This window comes from Limosilactobacillus pulli, from assembly GCF_947381555.1.
In the GTDB taxonomy this organism is placed as follows: domain Bacteria; phylum Bacillota; class Bacilli; order Lactobacillales; family Lactobacillaceae; genus Limosilactobacillus; species Limosilactobacillus pulli.
In genome coordinates this window covers 1-17,061 of the sequence record NZ_CANCWQ010000036.1, presented here as the reverse complement: position 1 = coordinate 17,061, position 17,061 = coordinate 1, and the positions used below count along the sequence as shown (strand labels likewise).

Sequence of the window (17,061 nt, the reverse complement as noted above, 5' to 3'; positions counted from 1 at the left end):
CTCCTTTTTTAGTCTACTTTGAGTCTAACCTTGTTAGGCTTTTTTTGTTAAATGTTACGAACTAGCAAATCGCGTATTCATTATATATAGTTGCATTTGGATCATTGATTGACCCAGACGATCGTTATAGCTGCGTCAGACACATTCTTGAATCCAGTTTTGCCCTATGCCCATGACGCTAGTTGTTAAAAATGAATAACTCAATTTTAGTCGTATCATGGCAAAATGGTCAATAGCAGTTTAAGTAAAACGATCAACCAAAACTAACTCCATTTATTTGGTCAGTTGCAGCAGCGACTGCTCCGCTTTCTAATTCAAGTCATACGCCACGTTAATGCATTTGCGAATTCTTTAGTTATTGATTACCTTCCCGTGGTACGATGCGGCCATCTGGATAAACATAATAGTCGTGTCCATCATAGCTGCCAGCCGTGTAGTTACCATTGCGATACGCTGAGTCTTGGCCACGAATCCAATAGGCCGGCTGACCATGCTCATCGGTTGCCATCGTACCATTGCCTTCCGACATATATGACCACTGAATATCGCCATTGCCATATTTGGCATCAACTGCAGCAATGGCTTCCTGAACCGAATTAATGGCATGCTGCTCAGCCTGGATGCCATTTTGAGTGCTCGGATTGGTTGCCGATTGTGAATCTGACTGACTGGAGCTGGTCTGATTTGCAGCTGAGGACTCGTTTGTCGCTGCAGTCGATGAACTGATTTTATCAGCATGATGGCTGGACTTTTTGGCAGTTGATTTTTGATGATAACTGGCTGACCGTGATGTGGATCGCGAATGCGAGGATGCATGATCTTCGTAGTTTTGGCTGCCACAGCCCGCTAAAAGCAGACTGCTTAGCCCAATGATGCTTAGTAGTTTTAATTTATTTTCCATAATAATCCCCCAAAAATTAAGCATAGTAGCTGCCGGCGATCCTCAATCAGCCACCTGCTTTTAGAAAAATTAACCTCCAGGCCGCACGTAGTTTAATCAATGATAAAATAGTTATAGTACATACGAAAAAAGGAGACCGATCGTGGCTGGTAACTTCGCATTTTTAAAATCCTATCATGGCATGCATAAGCTGCAACATCTTTCTCGGATGGCGGAAAAGGCCTACCGCAATGGTCAGTATGCCACTGAGGCACTTTTGATCCGAGAGATCAGTGGCCGTTTGATTCGCAAGCTGGTTAAGCGTGAGTTCCCCGACATGGACAAGCATTTTAATAGTGAGGATGGACTTAAAAAAATGCAGTCAACTCATTTATTAAACGATGAAATGATCACGCTGCTGACTCAGCTACGTGAATCTGGTCGTCATCCCCAGCTCATTGGTGCCCAAAACGCCTATCAAATCTTGGTTAAGCTGCACTACGTCTTGATCTGGTACGTTAATCGCTATTTGGATGGTCATGAAGAACCTGACCATTTCCATATCCATCATAATTAAAAACGGGACCCAGAACATGATTCTGAGTCCTGTTTTTTAATTCTCTTTTTGTTTGGACAATTTAACTACCAATACTATTGACAGCAGCAGTCTGATCAATAGCAGCATACCGATAAGCAGATTGCGCTGTCGCTTTTGGCGTTCGGCCCTAACTGTGTGACCACAATCGGCGCAGATCCTGGTATGGGCTTTTAATGGCACCTTACAATGCGGACATTTCATAGACAACACATCCTTTGATTTGATTGATTCTATTTTAGCGCGATTCGGATCAAAATAGCTGTTCTTTTCTAAAAGTTCTTTGATTAGGTAAAACGTTATTAAGACAGACTTTTAACCCTTTAATCACCATCTTATTCAGATTTTTTATAAAAAAGGCTTGCACTTAGTAAACCGTTATACTATTATATTTATGGGTCGTAAGGAAAGTGTTTTCAGATTCTGCTTTCTTTCATAACTTGTTTTATCGTGAAACCGCTCATGCCGACAGTCGACGACGATCATCCTGGCCACGCCAACGACGTCCGTCAACGTCAATCCATCGACTGTCTGTCAGCGTTTGACCGACCCTTCCTTCTACCGTCTGGGTACGCCAACTCAAACGGCCGGATGTTCAATTTAACCTCAAGGCGATCATTCGTCTTTCCTCAAAATCGTGAAGCCGCAACACTGAAACGCCAATCCACAGTGTCTCTCAATCCCTTTAATCCACTTTTAGGCTTCACATCTGATCATCCTTGTCTACAGGCTCATTTTAAGACTGACTCTTGTTCACTCTAATCATTAAAAATTTAATCCATATTACATCCATGAGCCTGCTGACAATATTAAAAACCGTCATCGAATTCTGCGTTCGATGACGGTTTTTATTTATACCTGTCTTACTTTGCTTAAGGCATCAGCTACGGCTTCACTCAGCGCGCGGCTGGTCGTGGTTGCGCCAGAGATTGCATCAACGTCTGACGTATTGGCTCTAATCATATTTTTTTCAAGCTGCTCAAAGGCCGCCTGACCGATCTCTTCATTTTCATGGTTTTCCAAGATCTCGATCTGCTGCAGTTTTTGCTTTTGGTATGTAACTCGAACGACGATCCGGCCACCCATGCCATCATCTGAAACACCCAAGTATTGATCCGGTCCTACCATATAATGCTGAGCCGACATATCCAACAAGTCATTGATATGAACGGTCACTGCATCATGCAGCCATTTTACGTTGACCGCATCCGATTTTGGCTTGGCGGCATTTTCACCGGCAAGCTTACCAAAAATCAGACATTCAGCCAGGTTACCACCACTTTGATAGTAGTTGGCGGCAATTCCTCCCAATTCTCCGGCACTGTACAAATGTGGAATCGGCTGATCATCAACGTTTAAAACGCGCGTCTTTTCATCATGCTGTGGACCACCCTGCGTATTCAAGACGTTGCTGGCCAGTTCAATGGCATAGTATGGACCCGCACCAAATTTACGCATCGTATCGGTATCACGTCCCGTTTGGTAGTCACGCCCTAATTCTTTATAATGGTTGAAATCAGTAACCGTCTGCGTCAGGCTGATCACGGGAACGTGCAGCTGCTTGGCCAATTCCGGCAATGAATCCGCACTGATCAGTTTTTGCATGAATTTAGGATAAGGCAGGCGCCGATCCTCTTTTTCCTGTTGTTCAAAAACCTCATACTGGGCTTGATCAAATACCAGATAGGGATGCTTTTGGTAGTGCGGCAATACCCAGTGGCCATGTGAATACAGATGTCCATGACGTGCCGGTTGATTCTCGGCAAAAAAGCGTGTCCCATCATCGCCAATCACGAAAATACTGCCATGATTTAACTGTGACCAGCTTTGGATGACCCGCCCCCGATGCTGCGTCCCTTCTTCTGCAAACGTTAGGCCCGCCAGCGTACCGAAACTTTCATAGTTGCCCATGTGCCACAGTTTGGCCTGTACCTCTTGCGCCATTTTGATGCCATCGCCACGGTTGAACAGTGACCCCATTGGCATTAACGCTGGCTTTTGCAAGTAGTTTTGAATCATTTCACGATTGTTTTCAAAACCACCCGTTGCCAGTACCAATCCATTTTTTGCGGCAATATTATAATTCTCGCCCCGTCGCCGCAACTGAACTCCCTTGACGATACCAGTTTGAGGATCTTGATAAAGGTGTCGTGCCCGAGTATTAAGCCAGACGTCAATCAAATTGGCACGGTCGATCACGTTTTGACGCAGGATCTTCCAAAGGGCCGCATCCTTATCACGCCGATGAACCAGGGCAATATCAACTGCCTCGCTATCATCAAGCTCAGGATATTCGGCCAATGAATGCTTGGGTACGACTGGATCCCCCAAGCGAATATCGTCTTTCCAGCTGATGGCCCGAACCCCCAGATATTTTTCAAAATAATCCGGCATATTCATCAGCCCGCGCAGGTAGGTCTGCATCAGTTTGGCTGGTACCAAAAAATCATCATTAAGCTGCTGATAGTATCTGGTTAATTGGCCGATTCCCTTTCCCATTGCGACGTGCTGAGAGGCATAGCGCGTATTGCCCCCTTCTCTTCCCAGTGGTGCCGCATCAACCAGCAGCACATGGGCTCCCGCATCTGCTGCAAAGCGTGCTGCCGTGGCACCAGCACCGCCAAAACCTACAACGACCACGTCATACTGAGCATTCCATTGAACATCATTGGCCTGCATTTATTTCATCCCTTTACTCAAATTAGTCTCATTTCTAGTCTAACTGAACCTATCAATCATTGCCAATCATAAAAAGCCGCTCGTAAGCGACTTAATCGTTTAACTATAGCTTGCCGAAACTCGCTGATCTTAAGTGAACCAGTGACTCGTTTACTCGGCAACATTTAGGCTGTTCGATTTTAAATTAACCATTATGTAAACAGCTTAGTTGATGCCCAATTCATCTCCGTAATTCTGACTGCCGTCTTGTACATCATCTAAACAATTGATCATTATTCTGATGAGCCCGACTAGGCTGTCCAGTCATAACAAAGTCCAAAAAAGGCATTACCGACAATCGCCGCTTGATGTGGCTTATCAACCAGCTTGATTCCTTGACTTTCCCAGCTAATCAGCGGTGCCTTGAGACTGTTGTGATAAAACCGCACGTGGCGGCCTTCATAAATCTGGATCGTTCCTTTTTTAAGACACTCGACTGGAACAAACTCGAGCTGTGGCTGAGCATCACGGCATTTTGACCACTTGATCGGCTCAGGCAGCTCAAGATTGTCAAAGCGTGCACAGTTTAGTACCTGCTCCAAAACTACGCGGCCGCGAAAGATGACGTTATCACGCTCCGTTCCGCTCAGCAGCTCTCCTGGCAGTCCATCAGTAAAGCACATCTGCCGTTGATAATGACTTTCCAGCATCTTAAGCTCTGGTGGCAAAACAGCACAGTAACCCTTTGAACAATGATAGACCATCAATTCATACGTAAGCATCGTTATCCCCATTTCAACAATTGTCATCGGACTCACCCCTCCATCCGATGCAACGAAATATAAATTACTTTCAATTAACTTACATTTATAACTAGACGCATTTGGTGGTTCATGCATAATTTTAATTATTGCAAACAATTTTATATTTTGCAAAACGAACCACCGATTTTTTGAAACCGTTTTGCCGGTACTAATACGTATTCTGTCACCATTTTAGTTTTAGGATAAATTTGTAAATTAACGCATAAACTGTCTTTAGCTTTTCTGAGTCGATCTCGCCTGAGATTGATCCGTCTTTTTTACCGATACTTTAAAGTCAACCACCATCGGCTAAAGTCGATGGCTTGTGGGCAAACACCCCAGTATTGAGTGTCCGAACCACAATTTGCATAGATACGGACGATTTACTCAAACAGCCGCAGTTGCTTGAGCAGTGATCATCTAATTACCAATGCCTTTTACATTCCCAGGTTGCCATAGGAATGAGCCTAGCTTTTTGACTAGGCTTTTTGTTGTTTTTGGAGTCCTTTTTCTAAAATATTCAGTGCTGCATTATAATCACGGATATGATGAACATGGCACCGTGGACATACCCATTCACGATCTGCCAGTGTCAGCTTTTCGGTCCCGTCACTTCCCATTACAAAACCGCAGTCATAACAGGTTTGGGTCGTGTTTTTAGGGCTGACCGTGATAAATTGACGGTCATAAAGGTCGGCTTTGTATGACAACATCCCCAAGAAAGACCGCCAGCCAACATCACTGATGCTCATTGCCAAGGCATGATTTTTTAACAGATTCTTACTCCGCAATTCTTCGGCTACAACGAGATCTTGGTTCTTGATCAGTGCTGTAGACGTGCGTTGGAGAAAATCATGGCGGCGGTCAAATACCCGTGCATGGATCTTAGCGACTAACAAACGCTGCTTCTGGTAGTTTTTGCTTTCCCGCAAGGAACGCTGCTCTTTCTTAGCTCGGCGTTGTCGGCGTGAAAGAGTGCGCTGTGCTTTAGCTAATTTTCCCTTGATTGTTCGATAGTAGCGTGGGTTAGCGATGGTTCGACCATCACTGGCAGTCAGAAAGTTTTCCGTGTTTAGGTCAATGCCAATTTGCCGATTAGTGCGGCTAAGCTTAGGAACAAAAGGTGTATCTGAACCTAATTGCAGCGACAAAAAGAATCGATCAGCAGCATCTTTGGAAATGGTTACCGTACCAATGCGTGTTTCACCTTGACGATCCAATAGTCGCTGCTGAGCACCTTTGACACGCAAACGTCCTAGTTTGGGTACCACGATATGTTTGCGGTCTTCAAAGCAGACGGTACCGTTGTCTAGCCGGGCCGTCTTTTGTTTTGGATATTGACAGTTGGTCTGGTATCGCCAAGCATAGCTTTTACGATGAAATTTTGGCACACCAGTTCCATGAACCTTGCGAAAAGCGTTCCAAGCCTTGTGATAGTTCTGAATTGCATTAGCCTTAGCAAGACTGTCAATACGCTTATCTTCTAAAAACTGGAAATGATTTGACATCTGCTTAGCGTTTTGACGAAGCTTTAGCTGTTGGATGCGATCTTGTACCGTATCAATTGGTAGTTTGACTCGGCTTAATTGCCAAAGCTCTTTGCCAATTGAGACCATTTCGTTGTAGATAAAACGACTAGCATCACTATTAACTTTAATTATTTGTTTCTGGTAATCACTCGGATAGATGCGAACCTTCAATCCATAATGATATTCTAACTGTGCCATTGACTTCATTTTTTCACCTCCTTTAATTGGATTATATCATCAGCTAATGACTATAACGATTAAGGTGTTCTTAATGGCAAAAGAAAAAGCGTCCAAATGGACATTGAGTGAGCCTATCCATCCCATGACTAAAGTCACGGGATAGATAGGCATAATTAAAAAGGATCTCTGCCAATTTCAGCAGAGATCCTTTAATCAATCGGGAAAACAGGATTCGAACCTGCGACCCCCTGGTCCCAAACCAGGTGCTCTACCAAGCTGAGCTATTTCCCGAAACTATTATTTGGCAATTAATCTTACCAACAGTTATAAATACTACCGTGAAATAATGCTGGTGTCAAGCCGTTTTCAAGATCAATATACGATTAGGCCAAATGCAGTGTATCGATACAATTCTAGCTAATGTTATGACACCCCTTGTCAGCCTGATTTTCACGCTTTATATTAATATCATCAAATTAAAAAATGATTAGAGAGGATCGTTTGTATGTCCAAGCCCGTCCTACTGATTGAAGATTTTTCAGCCCTGGGCCAGATTTCGATGATTGGTGCACTAAGCGTCTTGCAGGCAATGGGAATCACAACCGCTGCGCTGCCAGCCACCGTTTTATCCAGTCAGACAGAAGGCTTTGGCCAGCCTGCCGTTTTGGATACTGAACAATGGATTGATAACGCACTTAGGCACTGGCAAGATCAAGCAATCAAGCCAGCAGGCATTTTGATTGGCTACCTTGGTCAGCGTACTTTGGCTGATCGGTTGGGCAAATGGATCCAACAAAATGATCAGGACTCATTCTTTAAGATGATTGATCCAGTCATGGGTGATCAAGGGAAGCTTTATCCTGGCTTTGATCAAGACTACGTTCAGTCGATTCGTAAGCTTTGCCACCATGCCGACTTGATCACGCCCAACTGGACCGAGCTTTGTCTGTTAACCAATCAGCCAATTTGTAAGCCAACTGCTGAAGCCATTAAGCAGGGTATCACGTGTCTGAGATCACAACAGATTACGGCTGATGTCATCGTGACCGGGGTGAGAGTAAATAATCAGGTTGGCTGCTGCTTTTTGCAAGATCATGAATTGCGGTTTTATGGCAACTCAATTCAACCAGGCCATTTTTACGGAACCGGTGATGTTTTTGCGGCACTGCTTTACGGCAGGCTCTTGCAGCACTGGCCTTTGGATGCTGCAATCAGCAACTCAATCAAAGCGATGGAACAAGCAATTCAACAGACCGCACCGCTTGCTGACAGTGAGCGACGATTTGGTCTGCGTCTCGATCATTTAATGCAGTTTGTAATCAGGCATAATAGGGAGTGATTTCGATGAATAAATCTGCAACGGTTAGACATTTGGTATTTACGGCGCTTTTAACGGCCTTAACTTTGATCTTTGGACGGTTCTTCTTGATTCCGCTACCTTGGACGCATGGCAACATTAACCTTTGCGATGTCGGCATCTTTATCGGTGCTATGCTGCTTGGTCCATGGGCAGGTGGTTTTATCGGCGGATTTGGCGCCATGTTTTTGGATCTGATTTCAGGCTTTGCACAATACGCCCCATTCTCATTTATCTCGCATGGTCTGGAAGGCATCGTTGCTGGCCTGGTCTTTAAGTACGTCCGTGGCAAGTGGGGTCGCGTTGCCGGTGTTTCAGCCGGTACGATCGTTATGGTTGTCGGCTATTTCTTCTCCGATGCAATTCTTTACACCTGGGCAACTGGGGCTGCCGGCATCTTCCCAAACCTAATTCAAGGAATTGTCGGCTCGGTAATTGCACTATTGATTGCTACACCGGTTGAAAAAGCAATTCACCCTGCCCTTACTGGTAAATAACATCTAAAGCATCGTCATTAAACCGCGTCATGTTGAGGTAGCGAAACCTTAGGCATGGCGTTGTTTTTTGAGAAAACAGAAATGCTATCTCGCTCAGCCAAGATGCCATCAGCTTTGATAAATATGATTTTTTGTTCAAAGAATCACAAAGAAAAAATATTATTTTAAGTCCATGGTTTATCGATTCCAATTGAATATTTAAACATATTAGCTGCATCAATTTGAATATTCAAATTGCTTTTATGTAAAACGTTTTAAATTAACGATTGACTAAGTCCATTCATCTGCAATATAATCTCCTTCGTGCTGATTTAAGTTACTAAGGGGGTATTTTTTAATCGTATGATAAAAAGGGGAGCACTATTCTGTGTTTCTCTTGCATTTTCTTTAATGTTGCTGGTTAGCCTTGCTATGACCGGCAGCCATGTCTTTGCTAGTGAACAGCCCGCCATATCGAGCAGTAGTTCACAATCAATTGTCAATAGCACTTCTGTCAATAATCAATCAAAACAAAATCAAAACAGCACTACTGATGTACATACCGCAGTGTCGGCTGTCAGCAGCAGTCATCAGCCGCAAGATGTCAGTGACCGTATTACTAATCTGACTGTTGTCGAACGTGATTCCAAAAAGTCGCAGTCAATTTATAATGATGGCGCTTATATCACGGTCAGCGGAACTTTTAGCGATGCACGCGGTAAGATTCAAGGCGGCAACACGATTCATGTCAACTGGCCCAACAGTGGTCAAGCCTACGTCAACAGTTACGTTGGCGGTAAGGATCTTTACGTCAATGGAACAATGGTTGGCCACTACACCGTCGATCAAACCGGCGCAACCTTGACGTTTAATGACAAAATCAATGACCTACAAAATGTCAGCGGTAATTTTTCATTTGACGTTGAAGTTCGCAACACTGACGAACAGAATCAGACAATCCAGATTACAGCCGGCAGTACTGCTGCATCCATTCCAGTCAAAGGAATCACCAAAGGCAGCAGTCAACAGCCAAGTGGTAACGGATGGCGCGGCAGCAAAGTGGGGATGATGATCCCTCAAGGCGATCACAATGCCCTGGCTTGGGGTATCTATTTGAACGGTGATGCGGCCGCGCTTGGCAGTGACATCACCTGTTCAGATACTATTCAAAACGGCCAACAGTTTGATCCTGATTCAGGATATAATCGAATTGACGTTAATGGGCAGTCATTGTCGTTTGAACAATTCAAAGCCGCTTACCCTAATTCCTCAATTGAAATCAACGGCAAGACTCTTACTTTCCGTTTCAATAAAGACGAATTTTCCGGTAAAACGATTCTGGTTGGCTACGGAACGAAAATCACTGATAATGATTTAGCGGTCTTCAACAACACGGCCACAGTCTCCTATCAATTAAAAGAAGATAGTCAGCCTACTACCGTTAACTATTCTCAAGCGGTGAAAAACGTTTCATTTGATGCCAACGTCACGGGAACCAAGCCTGGTGAAATGAAGATCATCAACAAGTACACTGATGATGAAGGTAAAATTAAGATTTTGCCCGATGCAACTTTTGAGATCATCAAACCAGATGACACATCAATGAACTACACTACGGATGAAAATGGCGAAATTGATATTAAGAATCTGCCCGCAGGAAAATACACGATTAAACAAATCACGGTTCCTGACTGGATTGATTTTTCGAAAGCTAAAGACCAAACTTGGACAATTGAGATTTCAGACACTGAAAACGGGACACCATTGATTGTTTATAATGAAGTGAAGAAATTCATTCCTTGGACACCGTTGACACCGGCTAAGGAAACTAAACCATGGACACCACTCACGCCCGCAAAGAAAATTATTCCGTGGACGCCATTGACACCCGCTAAGGAAACTAAGCCGTGGACGCCACTGACGCCCGCCAAAAAAGTTGTTCCTTGGACACCATTGACACCGGCTAAGGAAACTAAGCCGTGGACGCCGCTCACGCCTGCCAAGAAAGTTGTTCCTTGGACGCCATTGACACCGGCTAAGGAAACTAAGCCGTGGACGCCACTCACGCCCGCCAAGAAAGTTATTCCTTGGACACCGTTGACACCGGCTAAGGAAACTAAGCCGTGGACGCCACTCACGCCCGCCAAGAAGGTTGTTCCTTGGACACCGTTGACACCGGCTAAGGAAACTAAGCCGTGGACGCCACTCACGCCCGCTAAGAAAGTTGTTCCTTGGACGCCGTTGACACCGGCTAAGGAAACTAAGCCGTGGACGCCGCTCACGCCTGCCAAGAAAGTTGTTCCTTGGACGCCATTGTCGCCCGCTAAGGAGACTAAGCCGTGGACGCCACTCACGCCCGCCAAAAAAGTTGTTCCTTGGACGCCGTTGACACCGGCTAAGGAAACTAAGCCGTGGACGCCTCTCACGCCCGCCAAGAAAGTTGTTCCTTGGACGCCATTGCCGCCCGCTAAGGAAACTAAACCGTGGACGCCACTCACGCCCGCTAAGGAAACTAAGCCGTGGACACCACTCACGCCCGCTAAGGAAACTAAGCCGTGGACACCACTCACGCCCGCAAAGAAAGTTATGCCTTGGACGCCATTGACACCGGCTAAGGAAACTAAACCGTGGACGCCGCTCACGCCCGCCAAGAAGGTTGTTCCTTGGACACCGTTGACACCGGCTAAGGAAACTAAGCCGTGGACGCCACTCACGCCCGCTAAGAAAGTTGTTCCTTGGACGCCGTTGACACCGGCTAAGGAAACTAAGCCGTGGACACCACTCACGCCCGCAAAGAAAGTTGTTCCTTGGACACCGTTGACACCGGCTAAGGAAACTAAGCCGTGGACGCCTCTCACGCCCGCCAAGAAAGTTATTCCTTGGACACCGTTGACACCGGCTAAGGAAACTAAGCCGTGGTCGCCACTCACGCCCGCTAAAAACGTTAGTGCGAATACTAATATGGTGCCAACAGCAACTGTCAATTCCAACGCCACGTCAAGATCCATGCCGACCAGTAAACAAAATGTTATTTCAACTGCATTGATCAACAATCCAGTAGCACAATCTCAGCCAGCTACTAATACTGACACCGTTATTCAGGCTCAGAAGCTGCTGCCAAAGACTGGCAACCATGCTTCTAGCGCAATTTGCTGGCTTGGAGTTATACTTTGTGTTAGTGTAGCCGGTTGGGTTACCGTATCTAAAAAGAAAAACAATTAAGCAAAGACAATAATGCAAGGAAACTTCTGTTAAATTGGATATCGCACTGTCACGGCTTCTCGCTCGCGATAGTGCGATTTTTATTTTCAAACAGCTTCTGGTTTTAAAACGTTTCTTGATCAGATGGCTAAATTAAGGCAATGAATCCCCCTTATGTCATGGCGGCGTTTTCATTTTCTATGCTTTGGGTTAAAATAAAGTTATCGTATTTATTGAAAGGAATATTTTTATGAAGGGTGCAATTTTTAACGTCAACAATCTAATCGTCGACACAAATCAGCAGCAGTTTGACGCTTGGCGCGAACTGGCAATGTATGAGTATGGGCTGGGGTTACCTGGCAAACTAGCCCCGCAGCTCAAAAACCTCAGTGCCGCCGCTGCTTTGCCAATTGTTTTGAACCAGCTGCACCAAACGGCCGATGAAGCAGAACAGGCCGCCTTGCTTTCTGAACAAGAACAGATGTATCAAAAAGCGTTGGACTCGCTGAATGAATCTTCAGTAATGCCTGGGATTGAACGCCTTTTGATCAACCTGGACGATCACTACGTCAACATGGGGGTCGTTGATAACGGCGGTCATGCCGAACTCATTCTAAAGCAGCTGCAGATTGCCGATTACTTTACCGCAATCATCCCTAATGAAGGCGATCCCTACTCTGCCTTTGCCCAACAGCTATCGGTAGCGCCAAACGAATGCATTGCTCTAGCTACCACTCCAAACGATATTGCTGCTATCAATCAGGCTCATCTGGTCTCAATTGGTATTGGGGATGCGGAACTTTTGAGCGCGGCTGACTATCAAGTTGCTCAAACCGGCGATCTGCGGTACCCAATGCTGCGCAAAATCTGGGAAGATAAACACGCAAACAAGTAAAACGACTGCTCAAATAATTCCCAGTGATCATTTGGAAAACCGCCCAAAAGTATTTAAATTCGCCTTAATAGCCGATTTATCCGCAATTAAGCGCAAAAGATTTCCGAATAACATAAAACAGCGTCATGCCTGGGCTTTTTCCCTCACAATGACGCTGTTTTTATTAATATCAGTGCTCATTTAAAACTGCCGCAATCTTCGCGATATCCGCGGGCGTAGTCGTGCAACAGCCACCAATTGCGCTAGCCCCAGCAAGCAGCCATTCTTTTGTTAATTTACCAAAATCATCTTCAGCAGGTGCAGCTGACCAGGTTTTAGTCGCTGCATCATAGCTTGCCCCCGAATTTGGATAGACGATTATCGGCAGTGCCGTAGCTTCTTTTAGTTTCTTAATCGCCGGTGTTACCAGCAGCGGCGGAATACAGTTGATGCCAACGCCGATTACCTGATCATACTGTGAAACAGCTTTGGCAGCGTCAGTAAGTTTAGTGCCTTCACTGATGGTTTCGGCATCTTTTAAGGTAAAGGAAACATAAACTCTATGATCAGAATACTCATTTTTTAGCAGATCCAAAATCGCTTTAACCTCGCTAAGCTTCGGCTGGGTCTCCAATGCCAGGCAGTCTACGCCGGCATTGATGATTGCTTCCAAGCGGGGGCGGTAAAATGCTTGATACTCGGTCGCCGTTAATTCGTAATCGCCACGATATTCGCTCCCATTGGCAAGATAAGCGCCGTACGGTCCCAGTGAGCCTGCCACATATCCGTGTACTCCCGATTCGGCTTCGTAATCATCCCGCGCCTGCTTAGCCAATTCAACGGCTTTTTCAATAACCTGCCACGCTTGTCTTTCAGTCAGTCCCGCTTTTTTAAGTGCCGGAAGATTGGCCTGATAGGTATCAGTAATCGCCAACCGCGCCCCTGCTTCAAAATACTCCTTATGTACTTGATAAACGAGTTCGGGCTGGTTAAGCAAAGCCGCGGCTGTCCACAACTCATTGTCCGTATCACAGCCCAGCCGCTCAAGACTGGTACTCATTGAGCCATCAATTACCAACGGATTTGAGAAAATTGATCTTTTTACCATTACTTTCACCCTTTTGTGTTATTATTTTTTAATGATATTCTAATTAGTTGCTGTTAACAATTATTTTAGCTTGGGAAGTGAAAAAATGGCAATTGCCAAACAAACTGAACACTTGGCACGCAAAATGGAATCACGTCATATCCAAATGATCTCATTGGGCGGCGTAATTGGTACCGGGCTTTTCTTGAGCTCTGGCTATACGATTCATCAGGCAGGCCCTTTAGGAACGGTGCTGGCCTATTTCGTTGGCGCATTGATCGTCTACAGCGTCATGCTCTGTCTGGGCGAACTTTCAGTGGCAATGCCCTATACTGGTTCGTTTCACGTGTATGCCAAGCGCTATATCAATCCTGCAACCGGCTTTGTCGTCGCCATCCTTTATTGGCTGACTTGGACGATTGCTCTTGGTTCTGAATTTACCGCTGCTGGACTGATCATGCGCGATTGGTTTCCGCATACGCCAGTTTGGATCTGGAGCCTGTTGTTTATGATTGGTATTGTGATAAGCAATGTCTATTCTGTACGGATTTTTGCGGAAAGTGAATTTTGGCTGGCCGCGATCAAGGTGTTTGCAATCATTGCTTTTATCGTCTTGGGATCGCTGGCAATTGTTGGCGTAATTCCACTCAAGGGTTATACGCATGCCCCAGGATTGCAGAATTTCGTTAAGGATGGCTTATTTCCAACGGGATTTTGCGGCGTCTTTACGACCATGCTGACGGTAAATTTCGCTTTTTCCGGTACTGAATTGATCGGGGTAACGGCCGGTGAAGCCAAGCAACCCGAAAAAACACTGCCCAAAGCCATCCATACTACCCTTTGGCGTCTTATTATCTTTTTCATTGGTTCCATGATCGTAATGGCCGCCTTGATCCCATACCAAAAAGCCGGCGTTACTCAAAGCCCATTCGTCTATGTCTTTAAGATGATGGGGATTCCGTTTGCCGGTGACTTGATGAATTTTGTTGTCTTGTCAGCTATTATTTCCGCGGCTAATTCCGGTCTTTATACTTCGACACGAATGCTGTGGTCACTTAGTAATGAAGGGATGCTGCCGAAATTTTTTGCTAAAACCAACCAGCGCAGCATCCCCACGGTAGCATTGGCATTTAGCATACTGGGCGGCATCTTGGCCCTGCTTTCCAGCGTAATCGCAGCTGATACCGTCTACTTGGTACTTGTTTCAATTTCTGGATTGGCCGTTGTTTTTGTCTGGATGGCAATCGCCCTGGCGCAGCTAAATTTTAGAAAGACATTCCTAGCACAGGGACATCAAATCGATGAGCTTTTGTACCGCACGCCCGGCTACCCATTCGTTCCTTTATTCGCCTTAATCTCAAGTGGGCTATCATGTCTTTTAATCTGGTTTGATCCTCAGCAGCGAATCGCATTGTATTGGACGCTGCCGTTCGTTTTGATATGTTATCTCGGCTATTGGTGGTGGCAAAAGCGTCATCCAGAAACTGCTGATACGAATAAATAGTTTTGTTTAGCATCCGCTTGATCAATCAGGGGGATGCTTTTATTAGTTATGATAAAATAAAGGCAGTATTCAAAATCGAAAGGAGGCAGTCTCTTGTTGCGCTATCTAATCAGCATCCTGATTGGCGGCATCCTGCTTTTGATCTTCAAGGACTGGCTTGGGATCAGCAGAAAACATCCGCCACGTAAAAAAGCTGCTCGCCAACCGGATTCCGCACCTGATTACGAACCGAAAACAATCGCTCAATCGATGCCGGATGGTCATGAAAAAGCAGAGCACGATCAATTGGGGCCAGCTTCAACACCAGAGCAGGACTCTCGCGATGCTGTTTCACATGAAAACGGTGTTGCCAGCTTTACTAGACAAACTTCAGTGACCTCAAATGACGACAGCGTTACTGGACAGCAAGACATTTCGTTACAGCCCGATGTCTTCAGTTTGCATCCAGAGCAAAATGAGGTTCGGGTCGATCTTGGCCCTTCAGAATCGAAGCAAAGTACTGCCCAGCAAGCTTCTGAAAAGCAGCAGGATCTTGGCAACAGCAACATGCTGAGTAATTCAGGGGCAAAACTTCAAGATCAAACCAGCGGGCATTCTAAAAGCGCTTTGAAGGCTGCCGGTAAAGCTAATCCTGCATCCAAGCCGCAAACCATTTTGAAACGCTCACCTCTTAAATCATGGTTTAGCTTCAAGCGCTCGGTTAATTGGTCAATGACAGCACAACCGCTAAATTGGTCAAACCTGCTCACAACCAAGCTGATCAGCAACGCCGCCTACTTAGAACAGCTGCAGCAATGGGATCGGCATCTCAGTATGGTAGCAGATCATGACGAAATCGCGACCCAGGCCCGTCAAAACTTTTCTGATGCCCAGAAGAACGCCTTTTTCCAAGATCCGTTCCCTGGTCTGCGCTTTTTGGCTTATGAAATGGCCAAAACCTATTCTTGGTACAGCCATGGCGCGGATCGCTCCCCCCATGAACTAGCTATGCTTTCTAAAGAACTTAAGGGAATCATTCAGCTACATGAGCGCGCCACCCAGCTTTTGCAGGGGGATATTGGTGAACGTCGCGTTTATCAATTGCTGCAGGAGCTTTACCCTCATGAAGAGCTGCTCGACTCTCTCAACCTGCCTTTTGACTATTACAAAAAGCAAAATACCGCTGCCGTTAATCAAATTGATATCGTTTTGATCACTCGCAACGGCGTCTTGATTCCAGAGGTTAAAAACTATCAGGGTCTGGCGCTGCAGCTGACCAGGGATGGCAATTTTATCATTGCCTACCCTAACGGCTACTGTGAACAGATTAAAAATGCTGCCGAACAGCTGAGTAATCACGAGCATGCGGTCTCACGCCTGTTATTTGAGGATGCCAACGCGCGCCAGATTTTAATGAACGCGCAGCCAGTCATTCATTCCATGTTCGTAGCAGCCAATCCTGATCAGGCAACCGTGCCCGCGCCTGGAATGAGAAATCGTCTCTACTCACTGTCGCAGCTTGATCAGTTCGCTAAATTTAAGGCCAAGCGTCCATTAACTGGTCTTGAACAGCGATATCTCAAAGAACTGCTGGCCAGCCGCGGCATCGGTGAACGAGAATACGAGCAGCCCTTTATCATCAATCTAGCCAAACTGGAACGCCAGCTGCTCGCGATGGTTGCCTTGAATGATCAGTATCTTAATGACAATCGTCCACTAACTCGTTATGTTGACAGTGACATGCTGACCAGTCTGCATCGCGGTAATTTTATTGACGATCACTGCCGGCTTCGCTAGGTCAAAAAACAATTGCCACAAACCTCAAAGATAATGCGCCAACCTATTTTTAGAAAGGAAGATAACGCGATTTGCTAGTTCGTAACATTTAACAAAAAAAGCCTAACAAGGTTAGACTCAAAGTAGACTAAAAAAGGAGTC

12 protein-coding genes and 1 tRNA gene are annotated in these 17,061 nt (G+C 45.5%); 7 read left to right on the top strand and 6 right to left on the bottom strand.

From position 1 onward, the window contains the following. Positions 1–355 precede the first annotated feature (355 nt). Positions 356–901 carry a hypothetical protein gene (locus QOS03_RS08315; protein WP_283576072.1) on the bottom strand — a complete coding sequence of 182 codons (546 nt, stop codon included), beginning with the start codon at positions 899–901 and terminating at the stop codon, positions 356–358. 142 nt (positions 902–1,043) lie between these two features. On the opposite strand from QOS03_RS08315, the gene QOS03_RS08310 reads away from it, so the two are divergent. After that, positions 1,044–1,457 (top strand): hypothetical protein, encoded by a 414-nt coding sequence (locus QOS03_RS08310; RefSeq protein WP_283576071.1) that lies wholly within the window; start codon positions 1,044–1,046, stop codon positions 1,455–1,457. A gap of 870 nt (positions 1,458–2,327) precedes the next feature. Here the strand turns inward: QOS03_RS08310 and QOS03_RS08305 are convergent. The 4 genes from QOS03_RS08305 to QOS03_RS08290 form a co-directional block, all read right to left on the bottom strand. Continuing rightward, on the bottom strand, positions 2,328–4,154 hold the full coding sequence (locus QOS03_RS08305; protein ID WP_283576070.1) for an FAD-binding protein: 1,827 nt from the start codon (positions 4,152–4,154) through the stop codon (positions 2,328–2,330). A 290-nt stretch (positions 4,155–4,444) separates the two neighbouring features. Beyond that, entirely contained in the window at positions 4,445–4,942 is a 498-nt protein-coding gene (locus tag QOS03_RS08300) for a hypothetical protein (protein WP_272215252.1), read from the bottom strand. 473 nt (positions 4,943–5,415) lie between these two features. Further along, positions 5,416–6,672 (bottom strand): RNA-guided endonuclease InsQ/TnpB family protein, encoded by a 1,257-nt coding sequence (locus QOS03_RS08295; RefSeq protein WP_283576069.1) that lies wholly within the window; start codon positions 6,670–6,672, stop codon positions 5,416–5,418. A 190-nt stretch (positions 6,673–6,862) separates the two neighbouring features. After that, a tRNA-Pro gene (locus QOS03_RS08290) sits at positions 6,863–6,936 on the bottom strand. A gap of 214 nt (positions 6,937–7,150) precedes the next feature. Between QOS03_RS08290 and QOS03_RS08285 the strand changes: the two genes are divergently transcribed. The 4 genes from QOS03_RS08285 to QOS03_RS08270 all read left to right on the top strand — a co-directional run bounded on the left by QOS03_RS08285 (position 7,151) and on the right by QOS03_RS08270 (position 12,574). Then, on the top strand, positions 7,151–7,984 hold the full coding sequence (locus QOS03_RS08285; RefSeq protein WP_283576068.1) for a PfkB family carbohydrate kinase: 834 nt from the start codon (positions 7,151–7,153) through the stop codon (positions 7,982–7,984). A 5-nt stretch (positions 7,985–7,989) separates the two neighbouring features. After that, positions 7,990–8,499: an ECF transporter S component gene (locus QOS03_RS08280; protein ID WP_169462672.1), complete on the top strand. Its 510-nt coding sequence runs from the start codon at positions 7,990–7,992 to the stop codon at positions 8,497–8,499. 342 nt (positions 8,500–8,841) lie between these two features. Continuing rightward, positions 8,842–11,700, top strand: a complete 2,859-nt coding sequence (locus QOS03_RS08275; protein WP_283576067.1) for a SpaA isopeptide-forming pilin-related protein — start codon at positions 8,842–8,844, stop codon at positions 11,698–11,700. Between the two features lie 229 nt (positions 11,701–11,929). Next, positions 11,930–12,574 (top strand): HAD family hydrolase, encoded by a 645-nt coding sequence (locus QOS03_RS08270; protein WP_283576066.1) that lies wholly within the window; start codon positions 11,930–11,932, stop codon positions 12,572–12,574. A gap of 169 nt (positions 12,575–12,743) precedes the next feature. On the opposite strand, the gene mmuM is transcribed toward QOS03_RS08270, so the two are convergent. Then, complete coding sequence (gene mmuM, locus QOS03_RS08265; RefSeq protein WP_283576065.1) at positions 12,744–13,661, bottom strand: homocysteine S-methyltransferase; 918 nt, start codon at positions 13,659–13,661, stop codon at positions 12,744–12,746. 91 nt (positions 13,662–13,752) lie between these two features. Here mmuM and QOS03_RS08260 point away from each other — a divergent pair, with 91 nt between their 5' ends. Together QOS03_RS08260 and QOS03_RS08255 are read left to right on the top strand one after the other, a co-directional pair. Continuing rightward, on the top strand, positions 13,753–15,144 hold the full coding sequence (locus tag QOS03_RS08260; protein WP_408612091.1) for an amino acid permease: 1,392 nt from the start codon (positions 13,753–13,755) through the stop codon (positions 15,142–15,144). A gap of 93 nt (positions 15,145–15,237) precedes the next feature. Continuing rightward, positions 15,238–16,920, top strand: coding sequence for a nuclease-related domain-containing protein (locus QOS03_RS08255; protein WP_283576063.1), 1,683 nt, complete (start codon positions 15,238–15,240; stop codon positions 16,918–16,920). Positions 16,921–17,061 lie beyond the last annotated feature (141 nt).